15 protein-coding genes are annotated in these 16,278 nt (G+C 57.3%); 7 read left to right on the top strand and 8 right to left on the bottom strand.

Annotated elements, in window-relative coordinates; translation table 11 throughout:
- The 4 genes from H7F20_RS03010 (at position 1) to H7F20_RS02995 (ending at position 4,967) form a co-directional block, all read left to right on the top strand.
- Positions 1-2,004, top strand: a complete 2,004-nt coding sequence (locus tag H7F20_RS03010; RefSeq protein WP_185784651.1) for a fumarate reductase/succinate dehydrogenase flavoprotein subunit — start codon at positions 1-3, stop codon at positions 2,002-2,004.
- Between the two features lie 6 nt (positions 2,005-2,010).
- Positions 2,011-2,757 (top strand): succinate dehydrogenase/fumarate reductase iron-sulfur subunit, encoded by a 747-nt coding sequence (locus tag H7F20_RS03005; RefSeq protein ID WP_185784650.1) that lies wholly within the window; start codon positions 2,011-2,013, stop codon positions 2,755-2,757.
- Positions 2,758-3,015: 258 nt separating this feature from the next.
- Positions 3,016-3,561: a type 1 glutamine amidotransferase domain-containing protein gene (locus H7F20_RS03000; protein WP_185784649.1), complete on the top strand. Its 546-nt coding sequence runs from the start codon at positions 3,016-3,018 to the stop codon at positions 3,559-3,561.
- Between the two features lie 248 nt (positions 3,562-3,809).
- Entirely contained in the window at positions 3,810-4,967 is a 1,158-nt protein-coding gene (locus H7F20_RS02995) for a methionine aminotransferase (RefSeq protein WP_185784648.1), read from the top strand.
- Positions 4,968-4,973: 6 nt separating this feature from the next.
- Here H7F20_RS02995 and H7F20_RS02990 read toward each other — a convergent pair whose 3' ends face one another.
- The 8 genes from H7F20_RS02990 to H7F20_RS02955 form a co-directional block, all read right to left on the bottom strand.
- A complete protein-coding gene (locus H7F20_RS02990; protein WP_185784647.1) occupies positions 4,974-6,122 on the bottom strand; it encodes a serine hydrolase in 1,149 nt (382 codons plus the stop codon).
- Between the two features lie 18 nt (positions 6,123-6,140).
- Positions 6,141-6,671 carry a GNAT family N-acetyltransferase gene (locus H7F20_RS02985; protein WP_185784646.1) on the bottom strand — a complete coding sequence of 177 codons (531 nt, stop codon included), beginning with the start codon at positions 6,669-6,671 and terminating at the stop codon, positions 6,141-6,143.
- Positions 6,672-7,123: 452 nt separating this feature from the next.
- Positions 7,124-7,777 carry a CoA transferase subunit B gene (locus tag H7F20_RS02980; RefSeq protein WP_185784645.1) on the bottom strand — a complete coding sequence of 218 codons (654 nt, stop codon included), beginning with the start codon at positions 7,775-7,777 and terminating at the stop codon, positions 7,124-7,126.
- A 22-nt stretch (positions 7,778-7,799) separates the two neighbouring features.
- Positions 7,800-8,513: a CoA transferase subunit A gene (locus H7F20_RS02975; protein ID WP_185784644.1), complete on the bottom strand. Its 714-nt coding sequence runs from the start codon at positions 8,511-8,513 to the stop codon at positions 7,800-7,802.
- A gap of 45 nt (positions 8,514-8,558) precedes the next feature.
- Positions 8,559-10,919, bottom strand: a complete 2,361-nt coding sequence (locus H7F20_RS02970; protein WP_185784643.1) for a penicillin-binding protein 1A — start codon at positions 10,917-10,919, stop codon at positions 8,559-8,561.
- A 7-nt stretch (positions 10,920-10,926) separates the two neighbouring features.
- Positions 10,927-11,409, bottom strand: a complete 483-nt coding sequence (locus H7F20_RS02965) for a gliding motility lipoprotein GldH (RefSeq protein WP_185784642.1) — start codon at positions 11,407-11,409, stop codon at positions 10,927-10,929.
- The gene (locus tag H7F20_RS02960; protein WP_185784641.1) at positions 11,402-12,562 is read right to left on the bottom strand and encodes a regulatory iron-sulfur-containing complex subunit RicT; all 1,161 of its coding nucleotides are present in this window, start codon (positions 12,560-12,562) and stop codon (positions 11,402-11,404) included. The genes H7F20_RS02965 and H7F20_RS02960 overlap by 8 nt, the downstream gene beginning before the upstream one ends.
- Before the next feature lie 192 nt (positions 12,563-12,754).
- On the bottom strand, positions 12,755-13,846 hold the full coding sequence (locus H7F20_RS02955) for a rhodanese-related sulfurtransferase (RefSeq protein WP_185784640.1): 1,092 nt from the start codon (positions 13,844-13,846) through the stop codon (positions 12,755-12,757).
- 337 nt (positions 13,847-14,183) lie between these two features.
- Here H7F20_RS02955 and recA point away from each other — a divergent pair, with 337 nt between their 5' ends.
- The 3 genes from recA (at position 14,184) to H7F20_RS02940 (ending at position 16,273) form a co-directional block, all read left to right on the top strand.
- The gene (recA, locus tag H7F20_RS02950) at positions 14,184-15,191 is read left to right on the top strand and encodes a recombinase RecA (RefSeq protein ID WP_185784639.1); all 1,008 of its coding nucleotides are present in this window, start codon (positions 14,184-14,186) and stop codon (positions 15,189-15,191) included.
- Positions 15,192-15,271: 80 nt separating this feature from the next.
- Positions 15,272-15,688: a hypothetical protein gene (locus H7F20_RS02945; protein WP_255443960.1), complete on the top strand. Its 417-nt coding sequence runs from the start codon at positions 15,272-15,274 to the stop codon at positions 15,686-15,688.
- A 45-nt stretch (positions 15,689-15,733) separates the two neighbouring features.
- On the top strand, positions 15,734-16,273 hold the full coding sequence (locus H7F20_RS02940; RefSeq protein WP_185784637.1) for an RNA polymerase sigma factor: 540 nt from the start codon (positions 15,734-15,736) through the stop codon (positions 16,271-16,273).
- Positions 16,274-16,278: the final 5 nt, after the last annotated feature.

The raw sequence follows: 16,278 nt of genomic DNA, 5'->3' as shown, positions 1-16,278 counted from the left end.
ATGGGAACCCTGGATTCTAAAGTCCCCTCCGGCCCGCTGGCCGAGAAGTGGACCAAGCATAAAAACGACATCAACCTGGTCAACCCGGCCAACAAGCGGAACATCGACATCATCGTCGTGGGTACCGGCCTGGCGGGCGGGGCGGCGGCTGCCACCCTGGCCGAACTCGGGTACAACGTAAAGACCTTCTGTTACCAGGACTCCCCCCGGCGCGCGCACAGCATCGCCGCCCAGGGCGGGATCAATGCCGCCAAGAACTACCAGGGCGACGGGGACAGCCCCTACCGCCTGTTTTACGATACGATCAAAGGGGGCGATTACCGCTCCCGGGAGGCCAACGTCTACCGCCTGGCCGAGGAATCCGTCAATATCATTGACCAGTGCGTGGCCCAGGGGGTACCCTTTGCCCGGGAATACGGGGGGCTGCTGGACAACCGCTCCTTCGGGGGCGTCCTGGTATCCCGGACATTCTACGCCAAGGGACAAACGGGGCAGCAACTGCTGCTGGGCTGCTATGCGGCCATGAACCGGCAGATCAACCGGGGCAAGATCAAACCGCACAACAGGCACGAGATGCTGGACCTGGTGCTGGTGGACGGCAAGGCGCGGGGCATCATAGCCCGCGACCTGGTTACCGGGAAGATCGAGCGGCATTCGGCCCACGCAGTGGTCCTTGCCTCAGGCGGGTACGGCAACGTCTTCTACCTCTCCACCAATGCGATGGGCAGCAACGTGACCGCAGCCTGGCGGGCGCACCGGCGGGGGGCCTTCTTTGCAAACCCCTGTTTTACGCAGATCCACCCGACCTGTATCCCGGTATCCGGTGACCACCAGTCCAAGCTGACGCTTATGTCGGAATCCCTGAGGAACGACGGGCGCATCTGGGTGCCAAAGAAAAAAGAGGACGCCGAGGCCATCCGCGCCGGCAAACTCAAACCGACTCAGATCAAGGAGGAAGACCGCGACTACTACCTGGAACGCCGGTATCCGGCCTTCGGGAACCTGGTGCCCAGGGATGTGGCCTCACGCGCCGCCAAGGAGCGCTGCGACGCCGGCTTCGGAGTGAACAAGACCGGGGAAGCGGTGTATCTGGACTTCGCCTCCGCCATCCAGCGGTACGGGGAAGAAAAGGCCTACACCTCCGGCATCAAGGATCCCGACCCGGAGACCATCACCAAACTCGGGGAGGAAGTGGTGGCTTCCAAGTACGGGAACCTCTTCCAGATGTACGAGAAGATCGTGGACGAGAACCCCTACAAAACGCCTATGATGATCTACCCGGCCGTGCATTACACCATGGGCGGCCTCTGGGTGGACTACAACCTGCAAACCACCATCCCGGGCTGCTACAGCGCGGGGGAAGCGAATTTCAGCGACCACGGGGCAAACCGCCTCGGGGCCTCCGCCCTGATGCAGGGACTGGCAGACGGGTATTTTGTATTGCCCTACACCATCGGGGACTACCTGGCCAATGACATCCGCACGGGCCCCATCCCCACCGACAGCGAAGCCTTTGACAAGGCCGAGGCCGACGTGCGCGCCCGCCTGGAGCGCCTGCTCAACGCCAAGGGGACGAAATCCGTGGATTACTACCACAAGAAGCTCGGGAAAATCATGTGGAACAAATGCGGCATGTCCCGCAACGCCAAGGAGCTGAAGGAAGCGATCGAGGAGATCGCAGCCCTGCGCAGTGAGTTCTACGAAAATGTCCGGGTAACCGGCAGCATGGACGAGCTGAACCAGGAGCTTGAGAAAGCCGGGCGCGTTGCCGATTTCCTGGAGCTGGGCGAGCTTTTCGCCAAGGATGCCCTGCAGCGGAACGAATCCTGCGGGGGCCATTTCCGGGAGGAATATCAGACGCCGGAGGGGGAAGCCCTTCGGGACGACAAGAACTTCAAGTACGTTTCGGCCTGGGAATACAAAGGCGAACCCAAGGATGCCGTACTCCACAAGGAAGACCTGGTATTCGAGAATATCGAATTGAAAACAAGAAGCTATAAATAAGGAAATATGAAATTATTGCTGAAAATCTGGAGGCAGAAAAACGCCAACTCCAAAGGGAAGATGGTCGACTATCCCATCAGCGGGATCGAGGGCGACATGTCTTTCCTGGAAATGCTGGACGTACTGAACCAGGAGCTGATCGAGAAGGGGGAGGACCCCGTGGTCTTTGACCACGATTGCCGCGAGGGCATTTGCGGCAGCTGCTCCCTGCAGATCAACGGGGAGCCTCACGGGCCCGACCGCCTGATCACCACCTGCCAGCTGCATATGCGTAAATTCAACGACGGGGACACCATTGTGATCGAACCCTTCCGCGCCACGGCATTCCCCGTGATCAAGGACCTGATGATCGACCGGTCGGCATTTGACCGGATTCAACAGGCTGGCGGCTATATCTCGGTGAACACCTCCGGGCATACAGTCGATGCCAATGCGATCCCGATTGAAAAGGACCACGCGGATGAATCCTTTAACGCGGCTACCTGCATCGGGTGCGGTGCCTGCGTCGCGGCCTGCAAGAACGCCAGTGCCATGCTGTTTACCTCGGCCAAGGTTTCCCAGTTTGCCCTGTTGCCCCAAGGCCGGGTAGAAGCTACCGAACGCGTACAGAACATGGTCCGGCAGATGGACCTTGAAGGTTTTGGAAACTGCACGAACACCGGCGCCTGCGAGGTGGAGTGCCCGAAAGGCATCTCCCTGGAGAACATCGCGCGGATGAACCGGGAGTACCTGGCAGCCACCACGAAAGGGTAAACCCGGGCGAACCGGATTTCCCGGGGACCAGCTTCCTGCCAGCCACCCGATGGGCTTGCCAGCCAGTCGTCAGCGCCTGTCCATACTATATTTCAAATACACCCCCGGTTCAATGGAGCGGGGGTTTTTTTGTGGGGTTATTGTTAAAGGAACTTAACAGGGCGCCGCCCTATTTTATAAGGACTTTAACGGAGATTCCGCCTGTGTTTGCCTATATTAATTAGTGAACAGAAAGATGAACCAATAAACATACGCAACATGAAGAAGATAGCGATCTTAGCTACAAATGGATTTGAAGAAAGCGAATTAAAATCCCCGAAAGAAGCCATGGAAGCAGAAGGCTTCCAGGTAGATATAGTCAGCCCGGAATCCGGATCCATCAAAGGATGGTCCAACGGAAACTGGTCCAACTCCTATGAGGTGACCAAAACCCTCAACAAGGCAAAAGCCGGCGATTACCATGCGCTTGTACTGCCCGGAGGCGTCATCAACCCCGACCTGCTGCGCATTAATGAAGATGCCCTGGTCTTTGTGCGTGACTTCTTTAAGATGAAGAAGCCCGTCGCAGCCATCTGCCACGGACCCCAGGTCCTGATCAGCGCGGATGTCGTAAAAGGGCGCACGCTGACTTCCTATAAGTCGATTAAAGACGACCTGATCAATGCAGGCGCTACCTGGAAAGACCAGGCGGTCGTTGTGGACGATGGTTTTGTGACCAGCCGCAACCCGGGAGACCTGCCCGCCTTCAACAGTAAGTTGATCGAAGAGATCAAAGAAGGCAAACACGCAGAACAACACGCCTGATAACTGATTAATTCCCCCAACCCCCGGCCATTGGTCGGGGGTTTTTTTTACATTTAGGTGCAGCTTTGCAGCTGCGGAGCGTCGGGAAATAAACCTCCAGCCGCAATTAGGCCCCGCAAGGCCGTTCACGGGCGAACCATGTGAAAACCACGGGGACCGGGACCCCGAGGACCCTTATGGGAAACCGGGACCAGACAGCCACCGGGCAACCCTTTTGAAAACCAGGGACCGCATCCCTATAAAACCCAATGAAACTCTTGAAAACACCTATCGCTTCCAAACTCCCCGACCTGGAGCCCTCCATTTTTGATGTGATGAACCGGGTAGCCGTGGAAACGGGGGCGCTGAACCTGGCCCAGGGATTCCCGGACTTCGGGGTAGACCCCGAGCTGATACGCCTACACAGCCAGGCCCTGTCGGACGGGCACAACCAGTATGCCCCCCTGGCGGGCATTTTTTCCCTGCGTGAGGCTATTGTGGAAAAAACGGAATCCCTCTACGGGGCGGCCTACAACCCGGAATCGGAGGTGACCATTACCGCCGGGGCAACCCAGGCCCTGTTCACGGCCATCGCAGCCTCCATCCGCCCCGGGGACGAGGTGATTATCTTCAAGCCTGCCTACGACCACTACGAGCCCTCTGTCAGGGCACACGGGGGGGTTCCCGTCCTCCTGCAGCTGGATGGGCCGGAATTCCACATCGACTGGGTGGCCCTGGACCTGGCCCTGAGCGAACGGACCAAAATGGTCATACTGAATACCCCCCACAACCCCACAGGAACGGTGCTGTCGGAGGCAGACATGAAAAAACTGGAACGCCGGCTTTCGGGCACAAATATCCTGGTGCTGAGCGACGAGGTTTACGAACACCTGGTTTATGACGGGCACAGCCACCAAAGCGTTGCCAGATTCCCGGGGCTCCGGGAGCGGGCATTCATCTGCGCCTCCTTTGGGAAGACCTTCCATATCACCGGTTGGAAAACCGGCTACTGCCTGGCGCCGGAACCCCTCATGCGCGAATTCCGGAAAATCCACGAGTTCGCGATTTTCTGCGTGAGCCACCCGGCCCAACGGGCCCTTAAAACCTACCTGGAAAAGCCGGAACACTACCTGGAGCTAGGCGATTTCATGCAGCGGAAGCGGGATCTGTTCCTACAGGCCGTATCGGGTTCGCGTTTTGAATTCACCCCGGCCGCGGGCACGTATTTCCAGCTACTCAGCTACGGGAACCTCAGCAACGCCCCGGACCGGGAATTTGCAGAAACCCTGGCCCGGGAACACGGCCTTGCGAGTATCCCGATCTCCGTATTCAACCTGGACCGGCAGGACCACCGGCAACTCCGGTTCTGTTTTGCCAAGAAAGACGACACCCTGAAACGGGCCGGTGAGATCCTGAACGGGATCTGAGCCCACTCAGAACGCTGCGAAGACGCGCCTTACGAACTCCCCGATCTCCGATGGTTCCAGCCAGCGAAGCACCATAACCACATCCTGATCCGGGCAGACCACGATAAAATTGCCCCCGAACCCGGCGGCGTAGTACACATTATCCGGTACCCCCTCCATCTGGCGGGGACCCGGCTGGTTCAGCCACCACATAAACCCGTAGTTCGGGTTAGGTACCGACGGGGCCACGGCCCGGTCAATCCAATCCCGGCTGAGCAGTTCCTTCCCCTCCCATTTGCCATCGGAGAGGAAAAGCAGCCCGAACCGGGCCATGTCTTCCGCACTGATAAAGATCCCGCCCCCGGAATGCCCGCCGCCCGTGACCGACTGCATCCGCAGCCCGTCGATTACCGTCCAGGCGTGGTCGTACCCGAACCAGCGCCAGGTGGTGGAGGCGCCAATCGGGTCCATCAGTTCTTCCTTGAGCACCTGCGGCACCGGTTTCCGCCAGAGGTGGGTCAGGGAATAGGCAAGGACATTTACCCGTACGTCATTGTATTCCATGACGGTCCCCGGGGTGCGGAGTTCCCGGTGTTTCCAGTCGTCGATGCCGCCTTCCCTCGGGGGGCGGTCGGCCCAGTCGTGCAGCCCCCAAAGGCTGCCGGACCAATCCGAATTCTGCTGCAGCAGGTGCGACCAGGTAATCCCCGAATTGTGGACGCCCTCAAAGGTGCCGTCCCAGATGTATTCGGAGACCGGGTCGTCCACGGAGCGGATGAGGCCCCGGTCGCTGGCCAGGCCCGCTACGGTTGAGAGGAAGCTCTTGGTTACGCTGAAGGTCATATCGACGCGGCGGGTATCCCCCCAGGAGGCAACCACATAGCCGTTTTTCAGGATCAGGCCGGCGGGTCCGCCCCGCTTTTTTACCGGGCCCAGCAATTCGTGGTAGGGTTCCCGCTCGAAACCCTCCAGGATGGCCCGCCTCAGGTCACGGGAACCCGAATATTCATGTGACTCCGCAAAATCGACGGCCGATTTGAGGACGGCTGGATCCAGGCCCGCGGATTCGGGGCTGCGGGATTCCCATTCGGCCCCCATGGCGGGGTAGTAATAGGCCTGGGCCCGTGCGGCCGTGGAGGCGAGCAACAGCAGGAGCAACAAAGCGGTTTTTCTCATGGTTTACAGGGTGTTGGTTTAAGTGGCCCCACCCAGGTCCAGGCGCATAAGCCAGTCCCATTGCCGGTCGGTGCCAATGTCGTAAGGGTGTTTTCCAAATGTAACGAATCCCTGCTTGCGGTAAAACGCCATGGCGCGGGTATTGTGTTCCCACACCCCCAGCCACAGGTAGGCCTTCCCAGAGGTGCGGGCAGTGTCCCGGATCCAGTGAAGCATCCGGGCCCCGACACCCCTTCCCTGCCAGCCTGCAAGCACATAGATGCGCTCTATTTCCAGGCCTTCCGCTTCCTGCAGTTCGGTCTGCGCCTGGTGTGCGTTCAGTTTGAAATAGCCCACGAGGTCTTCGCCATCGCGGACAAAGTAGAAGGCCGTGTCCGGATGCCGGAGTTCCTGCAGCAATTGCTGGCGGGAGAAGGCCTTTTTCAGGTAAGCGCTAAAATCGTCCGGGTTGTTCTGGGACTCGAAAGCGTGGGTAAATGTTTGGATGGATACCTGGCGGAGCAGCTCCAGGTCATCGGGTGTACACCTTTGGAATTCGAGGGGTTTCACCCCCTAAAGATAATGGATTCCTGCGCCGGCGCCTCCGGGCGGGCATAAAAAAAGCCCCGCTGACGGGGCTTTTTTTGGTAGGTTTGCCGGCTTGCTGTTACAGCATGAACAGTTTTTTGGCCAGCAGGATCACGCCGCTGACAAAGTCATTGCGGTAAACCTGAATTTCCTCCTGCTGGGGCATTTGATTCAATTGGGACTCCATAGGTTTTTAGGTTTCTGAGACTTGATCTGGGGAAAAAGGCTCTTGATGCTTTTCCGAATATACTTCCTTTAAACGGAGGTGCACAGGAATTGTTGTGAAGGGGGCGGAAGTTGTTGTAAAAATGGCTTTGGGGTAGGCGGATCGATGAACGGCGCCCTCTGGCAAGGGGCCGGCAAGTCATGCGGGTGCACCAGGTCGGGTTCAGATTTGGATTTCCGGCGCGGCATCAGCGGACGCGAGGTCCTGCTCAGAGCTGCATTTCCGGCACGGTGTCCGGTACCACCAGCCGGCCCAACGTAGCCTTCCGGATCTCGTCCACCGACACCCCGGGAGCCCGTTCGAGCAGCAGGAAGCCGTCATCGGTCACCTCGAGTACGGCCAGGTTGGTGACGACCTTACGGACGCAGCCGACGCCGGTCAGCGGGAGGGTGCATTGTTTCAGCAATTTCGATTGCCCTGCCTTGTTGGTGTGCATCATGGCCACGATGATATTCTCAGCGGAGGCCACCAGGTCCATGGCACCCCCCATCCCCTTGACCATCTTGCCGGGGATTTTCCAGTTGGCGATGTCCCCGTTGTCGGCCACCTCCATGGCCCCGAGGATAGTCAGGTCCACATGCTGGCCGCGGATCATTGAGAAACTCAGGGCCGAATCGAAGAAAGAGGCCCCCGGAAGCGTGGTAATGGTTTGTTTGCCGGCGTTGATCAGGTCGGCATCCTCCTCCCCCTCAAAGGGGAAAGGGCCCATGCCGAGCACGCCGTTTTCGCTCTGGAATTCCACCTGTATGTCGTCCCGCACGAAATTGGCAACCAGGGTAGGGATGCCAATCCCCAGGTTGACGTAATACCCGTCCTTGACTTCTTTGGCTATCCGTTGTGCAATTCCGTTCTTGTCGAGCATGGTGGTAGTTTAAAACGTTGGGTTAACCGTTGGATCCGGGTCGCTTGCGCACCGTCCGCTGTTCGATCCGCTTTTCGTAACCGGTCCCTTCAAAAATCCGTTGGACAAAGATACCAGGGATGTGGATCTGGTTCGGGTCCAGGCTGCCGGCAGGGAGCAATTCCTCCACCTCGGCCACGGTAATCGCGGCGGCCCCGCACATGACCGGGTTGAAATTCCGGGCCGTCCCTTTGAAGATCAGGTTGCCGGCCGTATCCCCCTTCCAGGCCTTTACAAAGGAGAAATCCGCCCGGAAGGCCTGCTCCATCACATACATTTTCCCGTTGAATTCCCGGGTCTCCTTGCCCTCGGCCACCTCGGTACCGAATCCGGCAGGGGTGTAAAAAGCTGGGATCCCCGCCTGGGCTGCCCGGCATTTTTCGGCCAGGGTTCCCTGGGGGGTGAGCTCCACCTCGAGTTCCCCGCTCAGCATCTGTCGCTCAAATTCGTCGTTCTCCCCCACGTAAGAGGAGACCATCTTCCGGACCTGACGCCCCTGGAGGAGCAGGCCCAGGCCAAAATCGTCCACTCCCGCATTGTTGCTGATACAGGTAAGGTCCTTCACCCCGAGGCGCACCAGTTCGCTGATGGCATTTTCAGGGATGCCGCAGAGGCCGAAGCCCCCCAGCATAAAAGTCATCCCGCTGGCCACCCCTTGCAGGGCCTCCTTGGCATTGGCAACTTCCTTGTGAATCATATCGCTCGGGTACTTTTTTGTTTTCGCGTTTTTGTCGGGGACCCCCTAAAAATCGATGTCGTCCAGGTCGTCCTCCAACTCGTCCGGTTCTTCCAGTTCCTCCTCGGTCTGGCTGCAATCGATCCGGATGGACAGCTCCTCCGGCTTTTCAAAATCCTCTTTGGACACATCCAGTTCCGGGTCTTCGTAATTCTGGCGCATATACAGCGCCCAGATAGGCAGGGCCATGGATGCGCCCTGGCCGTAGGTAATGGAATTGAAGTGGATGGAACGTTCTTCGCCCCCGACCCAGACACCGGTGACCAGGTTCGGGACCATCCCCATGAACCAGCCGTCGCTGTTGTTCTGTGTGGTGCCGGTTTTCCCGGCAATCGGGTTAGTAAATTCGTACGGGTAGCCGGTTATGATCTCCTTGTAGACCGTGGTGTTCTTCTGGAAGTTGCCCCGCAGTCGGACGCCGGATCCGCCCTCGGTAACCCCCTTCAGCAGGTCGACCATCGCGTAGGCGACATCCTTGCTGAGTACATCCCGGGTTTCCGGGGTGTATTCATACAGTACGGTCCCGTTCCGGTCCTCGATCCGGGTCACCATTACAGGTTTTACATAGACTCCCTGGTTGGCGAAGGTTCCATAGGCGCCTACCATTTCATAGACGTTGAAATCATGGGTCCCCAGGGCAATAGAGGGTACCTCCGGGATGTCACCGGTCAGACCGAGGTTTTTTGCCATGGTCACCACCGGGCGGGGCCCGACCTCATCAATGAGCTGGGCCGTCACCGTATTGACGGAGTTGGCCAGGGCCGCCTTGAGCGTAAAACTCCTGCCGGAATACTTCCCGTCGGAGTTCTTGGGGCACCAGGCTTCCATGTTCCCGTGCTTGCCGGCCTCGATGCAGTACTGGGTATCCGGCTTGGTATCGCAGGGCGAACGGCGCAGCTGGTCGATGGCCGCCGCATACACGAATGGCTTGAAGGTAGACCCGGCCTGACGGGCCCCCTGAATGACGTTGTCGTACTGGAAATGGCGGTAATTGACGCCTCCCACCCAGGCTTTCACATGGCCGGTCTGGGGCTCCATGGACATCATGGCCGCCCGGAGGAAGGTCTTGTAATAGCGGATGGAATCCATGGGCGTCATCACCGTGTCCTTCTCGTAGGTCGGGGCGTGGTTCCAGTCAAAAACGGTCATCTCGGTTTCCTGTTCAAAGGATTCCCGGATTTCCTTTTCGGATATGCCCTGCCGGTCCATGGCACGCCATCTCTGGGAATTTTTCATGGCCCGTTCCATAATGCTGTTGATCTCCGACCTTTCCAGGTCCAGGAAGGGGGTCGTCGGGTTGCGCTGGGGGGTGCTCTGGTGGAAGAATTCCTTTTGCAGGTTCGCCATGTGCTCCCGGACCGCTATTTCGGCGTTCTTCTGCATGCGGGAATCGATGGTGGTATAAATTTTGAGCCCGTCCAGGTACATGTTCCATTTGTCCCGTTCGCCTTCCAGCGCGGGTTTGGGGTTTTTCTCGATCCAGTCCCGGAGCCACCCGCGGAGGTACATCCGGAAGTAAGGGGCCGGGCCCTGGCTGTGGGTTTCGGGATTGAAATTGATATCCATGCTGAGTGCCGAAAGGGAATCCCGTGTTTTATCGGTGATGTAACCGTATTTGGCCATTTGGGCGAGGACGGTGTTGCGCCGGTCCCGCACGAGCTCTTCCCGCCGCATCGGGTTGTACAGGGAGGAATTCTTGAGCATCCCCACCAAAACGGCCGATTCTTCTGTATTGAGGTCCCGGGGTTCCTTGCCGAAATAGATGCGGGCGGCACTGCGGATCCCATCGGCATTGTACCCGAAATCGTAGATGTTCAGGTACATGGCCATGATCTCCTCCTTGGTGTAGTTCCGTTCCAGGCGCGTGGCAATCACCCATTCCTTGATCTTCTGGATAATGGCTTCTGCCACGTTGCTGGACCGCACCCCCACAAACAACTGGCGCGCCAGCTGCTGGGAGATGGTACTCGCCCCCCCGCGCGTCCCCAGGAAGACAATGGCCCGGAGGGTCCCCCGCGCATCGATGCCGGAATGGTCATAATACCGGGCGTCCTCGGTAGCCACCAGGGCGTTTACCAGGCTTTCGGGCAATTCGGAATAGGGCACATCCGTCCGGTTCTCTTCCAGATAGATCTTGCCCAGGGTCTTGCCGTCGGAGGAAATGATCTCCGTGGCCAGGTTGGTCTGGGGGTTTTCCAGGCGCTCAAAAGTGGGCATTTCCCCGAAAACCCCCCAGGCGGCCAGCAGGAACGTCAGGAAAACCGCAAGGATACCCGCCCCGAAAAGGATCCAGAACCATTTGATAAATGGCCAGAAGGAGGGCTTTTTTTTCGTGGCGCGCGCCTTTTTTTTGGGTGTCGTTGCCATTTTTGACTTATTCGTTTGATTCGATCTGAAGCCCCACATCCAGGATTCCCGGGAGGGACTGGACCCCGTCGACGTTGCCGTTCTTCCGCATGGCGTGGGATACTGTAAAGGTATATACGCCACTGGAAGGAAAAACGACGTCGCGCTTATAGCCCAATTTGTTCTCCCTGACGCTGCCCAGGCCTTCCCCCAGCCACTGCCCGGCCGCATTGGCCATCTCATACTCCAGGGTGTCCCGCTGGGTACTGCCGTCCGGGAAGGTCATTTCCGCAATCAGGAAGAGGTTGCTGTAGGGAAAGGTGTTGTCGTTACGCACAAAGAGGTAAAGGTTGTGCGCGCGGGTGGTATCCGGGTCGGTCACGGTAAATTCCATGGGCCGGTCCCTGTCCCACTCCCCGTTTTCCGTGCTGCGGAATTCGGAGTAGGCAAGCTGGTCCGTACAGCTAATACCGGTCAGTATAATCAATAGTGCTATGGGCAACCTACGCATTACGGGCCTTACCTTGTTTCTGATTCCGTCTCTTTTTTCGCTTTTTCCCCCGCCGCTTTCCCTTGGGCCGGTCGAACCGGGTCAGGCTGTCCTGCCCTACGGGGTTTTCAAAGGTAACGTTTTCACGGTCGAAATTGTTGCTCGCATACTCCTCCAGACTGGCGACTTTTTGCTTTTGCGTATTCTTTTCGAGGATCTCCTGTACCTGATCCTTCGTGAGTACATGCCAGTTGGACGGGTCGTCCTTGTATGAAAACCAGAGGATCCCTTTGAAAATATCGCTTTTCTGGCAATAAGCGACCCCCTTCTCCGTATAGAGCCTGGTCTCGTTGGGCGGAAAATCCTTGAGGGCATCCAGATAGGTATCGAGCTCGTAGTTCAGGCAGCATTTGAGTTTGCCGCATTGCCCGGCCAGTTTCTGGGGGTTCAGAGACAGTTGCTGGTAGCGGGCCGCAGCCGTGCTCACCGACCGGAAGTCCGTGAGCCAGGTGGAACAGCACAATTCCCGCCCGCAGGACCCGATGCCTCCCAGGCGCTGGGCCTCCTGCCGGTAGCCGATCTGGCGCATCTCGATCCGGATGCCGAAGGCCTTGGCCATGTCCTTGATCAGCTGGCGGAAGTCCACGCGGTCCTCGGCCGTGTAATAGAAGGTGGCCTTGGACCCGTCTCCCTGGAACTCGACGTCCGATATCTTCATCTCGAGGCGGAGGATGATGGCCATCTCCCGGGAGCGTTTCTTGATCTCCTCTTCCTTGTCGCGGCATTTCTGCCATTTGTCGATGTCACGCTGGGTGGCTTTCCGGTAGATCTTGGGCAGGTCGGCGCCCATGGGCACCTTTTTCTTTTTCATCTGAACCCGCACCAGCTCCCCGGTAAGGGTAACGATGCCCACGTCGTGTCCGGCCTTGGCCTGGGTGGCCACGACGTCGCCTATGGAAAGGGTAAGCCCTTCCGTATTTCTGAAGAATTCCTTTCTACTGTTTTTAAACCGCACCTCCACCCCGTCAAACCCTTGCGCTCCGGCGGGCAATGACATATTGGAAAGCCAGTCAAACACGGTCAGTTTGTTACAGCCATCCGTACCGCAGGTTCCGTTGTTCCTACATCCGCGCGGCTGTCCATCCGAACCGGTTGAACAACTGCTACACCCCATGTTCTCTATCTCAATTCCACCTGACCCAAGGACCCGGCAGAAATAGGTTCATAATTAATTCACAATCGTAAAGATAGGATAATTTTAGTACGAACGCGAACGGGGGCCGGGGTCAATTCCCGGGGCCCCGGGGTCCGTTTCTGGGGAACCTGTCCGGGTCCCGGGGCCTGTCTCAGATTGTGGGTCCTGCCTTCAATTCCCGGTATCGGCGGGCGTGGCCCCGGCAGAAGGAACCTCAAAGGGGTCGGCCACCTGCCGCTTGTAGGTCAGTACCTCGGACCGCCCTTTTTTGAAGATCAGGTTACTTTTGGTCTTTCCCTTTCGGAGCTTGCGCTGCTCCTCCGGCGGCAGGGCCGCGATCTCCCGGCAGGATTCGCTGCAGCAGGCATCCATGGCCTCGGCGCATGCCTCGCACTGGATAAAGAGCAGGTGGCAGCCTTCGTTGGCGCAGTTGGTATGCGTGTCGCAGGGTTTCCCGCACTGGTGGCACTGGGCGATCACCTCATCGGTAATGCGTTCGCCACGGCGGTGGTCAAAGACAAAGTTTTTTCCCCGGAACTTGTTCTCCAGCTGCTGTTGCTGGACCTGGCGGGTGTATTCGATAATGCCCCCCTCGAGCTGGTACACTTGTTTGAACCCCTTGTGCTTGTAGTAGGCACTTGCCTTTTCGCAGCGGATCCCCCCGGTACAGTACATGACCAGCTTTCGGTTTTCCTTGTAGTCCCTGAGTTGCTCCTCGATCAGGTCCAGGGAGTCCCGGAAGGTATCCACGTCCGGGGTGATGGCCTTTTCGAAATGGCCGATCTCGCTTTCGTAATGATTGCGCATATCCACCACGATGGCCTCCGGGTCCTCGATGAGTTCGTTGAACCGGCGCGCATCCACGTGCACGCCCTTGTTGGTAACGTCAAAGGCATTGTCATCCAGGCCGTCGGCCACGATCTTGGGACGCACCTTGATCTTGAGTTTCAGGAAGGATTTGTTGTCCTGTTCAATGGCGATGTTCAGCCGGACACCTTCCAGGAAGGTGATGCTGTCAAGGTGCGCTTTGAAGGCGTTGAAATGATCGGCCGGGACGGAAAGCTGGGCGTTGATGCCCTCCCGGGCCACGTAGATACGGCCCAGCACTTCCAGCTGGTCCCAATGGATGAAAAGGTAGTCCCGGAAGAACTCCGGATTGCGGATATGGGCGTATTTGTAGAAAGAGATCGTGAGCCGGTCCTTTCCCGCCTCATCGATAAGGGCTTCTCTTTCCTTTGCGCTCATCGTATTGTACAGTTGCATGCTATACAGGTTTGAGGGTTAAAAGAAATCGAGGGGCAAAAATAAGAATTTTCGGGGGGAAGGCCTCAAAATGTGCAGGTTAAATCAGCCCACACCCGGAGTAAATGCAAAAAAAAAGCCCTGCTCGTAGGAGCAGGGCCCTTGGGACCGCAAACCATTTACCTTCTTCTTCATAGCAATTCAGTGAAATGCGGTTGCGGCCGCCCGCGCTATATTGCGGGTTTCTGATGTGAATTCATTTAATAGATACAGCCATCTTCAAAAGGTTGCTTACCTCATTGTGAAACTCGGAAAAGAAATGGTAATTTAGCCTCCCACTTTCAAATAAAAGACACCCATGAGCAGCGAAAAAGATGCGAAATTAAAAGCCCTGAAACTCACCCTGGACAAACTGGACAAAACGTACGGGAAGGGTACGGTCATGAAAATGGGGGACAACGTGGCCCAGGATGTGGAGGTGATCCCGTCCGGCTCCCTGGGGCTCGACATCGCGTTGGGCGTAGGAGGCTACCCAAGGGGCCGGGTCATCGAGATCTACGGCCCGGAATCTTCGGGTAAAACCACGCTGACGCTGCACGCCATTGCCGAAGCCCAGAAAGCCGGTGGCATCGCGGCATTCATCGATGCGGAACACGCCTTCGATCGTTTCTATGCAGAGAAACTCGGGGTGGACATCGACAACCTGATCATTTCCCAGCCGGACCACGGGGAGCAGGCCCTTGAAATTGCCGATAACCTGATCCGCTCCGGCGCCATCGACATCATCGTGGTCGATTCCGTTGCCGCCCTTACCCCCAAAAGTGAAATTGAGGGGGAAATGGGGGATTCCAAAGTAGGGCTTCACGCCCGCCTGATGTCCCAGGCCCTCCGGAAGCTGACCGCATCCATCAGCAAGACGCATTGCACGGTGATCTTCATCAACCAGCTACGGGAAAAAATCGGGGTGATGTTCGGGAACCCCGAAGTGACCACCGGGGGTAACGCCCTGAAATTCTATTGTTCCGTCCGCCTGGACATACGCCGGTCTACCCAGATCAAGGATACGGACGGGGACGTCCAGGGAAATAAAACCCGGGTAAAGGTGGTCAAGAACAAGGTGGCCCCGCCCTTCCGCACCACGGAATTCGACATCATGTACGGGGAGGGGATCTCCAAGGTAGGCGAGATCGTGGACCTTGGCGTGGATTATGAAATCATCCAGAAAAGCGGCTCCTGGTTCAGTTACGGGGATACCAAATTGGGGCAGGGGCGCGATGCCGTAAAAATCCTCCTCAAAGACAACCCGGAACTACTTGAGGAACTCGAACAGAAAATCAAAGAGGCCATCAAGGCGATCAAGGGGTAATCCCGCATTTCCCTCCAGGGCAAGCAACCTTTAGGCGCCGGACTCATCTTATAGACAAGGAATAGTTATAGATGATGCATATGAAGCGCATTTGGAAAGGTTTGCCCATATTCCTGATTTGCATCCTGCTATCCGGCTGTGACATAAGTGACGACGGCATGAGTTACCACTTTGTGACGCTGGAGATAACTGCTGTGGATATGCCGGAATCCTTCCAACTCCACGAATCCTATGAAATCGGAGTAACCTATGCCCTCCCGAACGGGTGTACGAACTTCGAGGGATTTGATGTGACTTCGGAAGGGACCGCAGTGCGCAGGGTGGTGGCCATCGGATCGGAATTCCCGGAAGAAAACTGTACCGGCCCGGCCCGGGAACTCCAGACGAGTTTTCAGTTTACCTGCCGGTATTACGAACCCTACCTTTTCCGGTTTTACTCCGGGGAGGACGAATCGGGGAACCCCCGGTTTATCGAGGTTGAAGTCCCCGTTGAATAGCGCCTTTCCGAAAACCATGGCTTCCTATGTAATCGAACCGACATTTTGACCCAAAAAGAGCTCATAAAAAAGTGTAAGAAAGGAAACAGAGCGGCCCAGGAAGAATTATACAGGACCTATTCCGCTGTGCTTTTTGGCATTTGTCTGAAGTATTCCCGAAACAAGACGGAAGCGGAGGACAACTTGCACGACAGTTTTATGACCATTTTTGAAAAGATCCACCAATTCGGGGCCAAGGGTTCTTTTGAAGGGTGGCTCAAGCGGATCACGGTCAATACGGTTTTGCAGAAATACCGGAAAAAGGAGCCCCTGAGCCTGGTTACGGAGGTCCCGGACGAGGGGGACGACCCAGGTAGTGCTGAGGAATCGGGGCAGGAGCCCTCCCTGAGTACTTTGCTGAAATTTGTCCAGGAGCTGCCGGAGAAATACCGGATAACGTTCAACCTGTACGTCCTGGACGGATACTCCCACAAGGAGATCAGCGAATCCCTGGGCACCTCCGAGGGGACGTCCAAATCCAACCTGGCTCGGGCCAGGGCCATCCTCCGGGACCGGATTAAGAATACGAAAATTAATATAGCCTAACTCAA

Origin of the sequence: Robiginitalea sp. SC105 (genome assembly GCF_014243345.1) — a bacterium.
Taxonomy (GTDB): Bacteria; Bacteroidota; Bacteroidia; order Flavobacteriales; family Flavobacteriaceae; genus Robiginitalea.
The sequence above is the reverse complement of the archived record's forward strand: the minus strand, read 5'-3'. Positions and strand labels throughout refer to the sequence as shown.

Bases quoted from the DNA above. Each gene is read 5' to 3' on its own strand.
- H7F20_RS03010 (WP_185784651.1), top strand. From the start codon at position 1: ATGGGAACCCTGGATTCTAAAGTCCCCTCCGGCCCGCTGGCCGAGAAG.
- H7F20_RS03005 (WP_185784650.1), top strand. From the start codon at position 2,011: ATGAAATTATTGCTGAAAATCTGGAGGCAGAAAAACGCCAACTCCAAA.
- H7F20_RS03000 (WP_185784649.1), top strand. From the start codon at position 3,016: ATGAAGAAGATAGCGATCTTAGCTACAAATGGATTTGAAGAAAGCGAA.
- H7F20_RS02995 (WP_185784648.1), top strand. From the start codon at position 3,810: ATGAAACTCTTGAAAACACCTATCGCTTCCAAACTCCCCGACCTGGAG.
- H7F20_RS02990 (WP_185784647.1), bottom strand. From the start codon at position 6,122: ATGAGAAAAACCGCTTTGTTGCTCCTGCTGTTGCTCGCCTCCACGGCC.
- H7F20_RS02980 (WP_185784645.1), bottom strand. From the start codon at position 7,777: ATGCTCGACAAGAACGGAATTGCACAACGGATAGCCAAAGAAGTCAAG.
- H7F20_RS02975 (WP_185784644.1), bottom strand. From the start codon at position 8,513: ATGATTCACAAGGAAGTTGCCAATGCCAAGGAGGCCCTGCAAGGGGTG.
- H7F20_RS02970 (WP_185784643.1), bottom strand. From the start codon at position 10,919: ATGGCAACGACACCCAAAAAAAAGGCGCGCGCCACGAAAAAAAAGCCC.
- H7F20_RS02965 (WP_185784642.1), bottom strand. From the start codon at position 11,409: ATGCGTAGGTTGCCCATAGCACTATTGATTATACTGACCGGTATTAGC.
- H7F20_RS02960 (WP_185784641.1), bottom strand. From the start codon at position 12,562: ATGGGGTGTAGCAGTTGTTCAACCGGTTCGGATGGACAGCCGCGCGGA.
- H7F20_RS02955 (WP_185784640.1), bottom strand. From the start codon at position 13,846: ATGCAACTGTACAATACGATGAGCGCAAAGGAAAGAGAAGCCCTTATC.
- recA (WP_185784639.1), top strand. From the start codon at position 14,184: ATGAGCAGCGAAAAAGATGCGAAATTAAAAGCCCTGAAACTCACCCTG.
- H7F20_RS02945 (WP_255443960.1), top strand. From the start codon at position 15,272: ATGAAGCGCATTTGGAAAGGTTTGCCCATATTCCTGATTTGCATCCTG.